General features: G+C 53.3%; 1 rRNA gene. It reads left to right on the top strand.

The window, feature by feature from the left end:
• A 23S ribosomal RNA gene (locus AC6CHS_RS19365) occupies positions 1-2540 on the top strand; the annotation flags it as partial.

Genomic DNA, 2540 nt, shown 5'->3' with positions numbered 1-2540 from the left:
GAATCGATCTGGAACGATCAGCCATAGCAGGTAAGAGCCCTGTAATCGAAAAGGAATTTCCTCCGGAGTGTATCCTGAGTACGGCGGAACACGAGAAATTCCGTCGGAATCCGGGAGGACCATCTCCCAAGGCTAAATACTCCCTAGTGACCGATAGTGAACCAGTACCGTGAGGGAAAGGTGAAAAGCACCCCGGAAGGGGAGTGAAAGAGAACCTGAAACCGTGTGCCTACAAGTAGTCGAAGCCCGTTAATGGGTGACGGCGTACCTTTTGTAGAATGGACCGGCGAGTTACGATCGTATGCAAGGTTAAGTGGAAGACACGGAGCCGCAGCGAAAGCGAGTCTGAATAGGGCGATTTTAGTATGCGGTCGTAGACCCGAAACCGTGTGATCTACCCATGTCCAGGGTGAAGGTCAGGTAACACTGACTGGAGGCCCGAACCCACGTATGTTGAAAAATGCGGGGATGAGGTGTGGGTAGGGGTGAAATGCCAATCGAACACGGAGATAGCTGGTTCTCTCCGAAATAGCTTTAGGGCTAGCCTCAAGGAACGAGTACTGGAGGTAGAGCACTGATTGGACTAGGGGCCCTCACCGGGTTACCGAATTCAGTCAAACTCCGAATGCCAGATACTTAGACTTGGGAGTCAGACTATGGGTGATAAGGTTCATAGTCGAAAGGGAAACAGCCCAGACCGCCAGCTAAGGTCCCAAAGTATACGTTAAGTGGAAAAGGATGTGGAGTTGCCCAGACAACCAGGATGTTGGCTTAGAAGCAGCCACCATTTAAAGAGTGCGTAATAGCTCACTGGTCGAGTGACTCTGCGCCGAAAATGTACCGGGGCTAAACGTATCACCGAAGCTGCGGATTGTTCTTCGAACAATGGTAGGAGAGCGTTCTACGGGCAGTGAAGTCAGACCGTGAGGACTGGTGGAGCGCGTAGAAGTGAGAATGCCGGTATGAGTAGCGAAAAAAGAGTGAGAATCTCTTTCACCGAATGCCTAAGGTTTCCTGAGGAAGGCTCGTCCTCTCAGGGTTAGTCGGGACCTAAGCCGAGGCCGAAAGGCGTAGGCGATGGACAACAGGTAGATATTCCTGTACCACCTCTTGAATGTTTGAGCAATGGGGGGACGCAGTAGGATATGGAATGCGCACCGATGGATGTGTGCGCCCAAGCAGTGAGAATGTTGGATAGGCAAATCCGTCCAACTGAGTTCAAGCTGTGATGGGGAGGGAAATTAAGTACCGAAGTTCCAGATTTCACACTGCCAAGAAAAGCCTCTAGTGAGTTCAAAGGTGCCCGTACCGCAAACCGACACAGGTAGGCGAGGAGAGAATCCTAAGGTGAGCGGGAGAACTCTCGTTAAGGAACTCGGCAAAATGACCCCGTAACTTCGGGAGAAGGGGTGCTCCTTTTTAGGAGGAGCCGCAGTGAATAGGCCCAAGCGACTGTTTAGCAAAAACACAGGTCTCTGCGAAGCCGAAAGGCGAAGTATAGGGGCTGACACCTGCCCGGTGCTGGAAGGTTAAGGGGAAGCGTTAGGCGCAAGCCGAAGCGTAGAACCGAAGCCCCAGTAAACGGCGGCCGTAACTATAACGGTCCTAAGGTAGCGAAATTCCTTGTCGGGTAAGTTCCGACCCGCACGAAAGGTGCAACGACTTGGGCACTGTCTCAACGAGAGACCCGGTGAAATTATACTATGCGTGAAGATGCGCATTACCCGCGACAGGACGGAAAGACCCCGTGGAGCTTTACTGTAGCCTGATATTGAATGTTGGTACAGCTTGTACAGGATAGGTGGGAGCCTTCGAAGCGTGAGCGCTAGCTTACGTGGAGGCATCCGTGGGATACCACCCTGGCTGTACGAACCTTCTAACCCAGGACCGTAATCCGGTTCGGAGACAGTGTCAGGCGGGCAGTTTGACTGGGGCGGTCGCCTCCCAAAAGGTAACGGAGGCGCCCAAAGGTTCCCTCAGAATGGTTGGAAATCATTCGTAGAGTGTAAAGGCACAAGGGAGCTTGACTGCGAGACCTACAAGTCGAGCAGGGACGAAAGTCGGGCTTAGTGATCCGGTGGTTCCGCATGGAAGGGCCATCGCTCAACGGATAAAAGCTACCCCGGGGATAACAGGCTTATCTCCCCCAAGAGTTCACATCGACGGGGAGGTTTGGCACCTCGATGTCGGCTCATCGCATCCTGGGGCTGTAGTCGGTCCCAAGGGTTGGGCTGTTCGCCCATTAAAGCGGTACGCGAGCTGGGTTCAGAACGTCGTGAGACAGTTCGGTCCCTATCCGTCGTGGGCGTTGGAAGTTTGAGAGGAGCTGTCCTTAGTACGAGAGGACCGGGATGGACACACCGCTGGTGTACCAGTTGTTCCGCCAGGAGCATAGCTGGGTAGCTACGTGTGGCAGGGATAAGTGCTGAAAGCATCTAAGCATGAAGCCCCCCTCAAGATGAGACTTCCCATCACTTCGAGTGAGTAAGATCCCTCAGAGACGATGAGGTTGATAGGTCCGAGGTGGAAGCGTGGTGACA

The organism is Oceanobacillus sp. GQ8 (genome assembly GCF_059758495.1).
The sequence above is the reverse complement of the archived record's forward strand: the minus strand, read 5'-3'. Positions and strand labels throughout refer to the sequence as shown.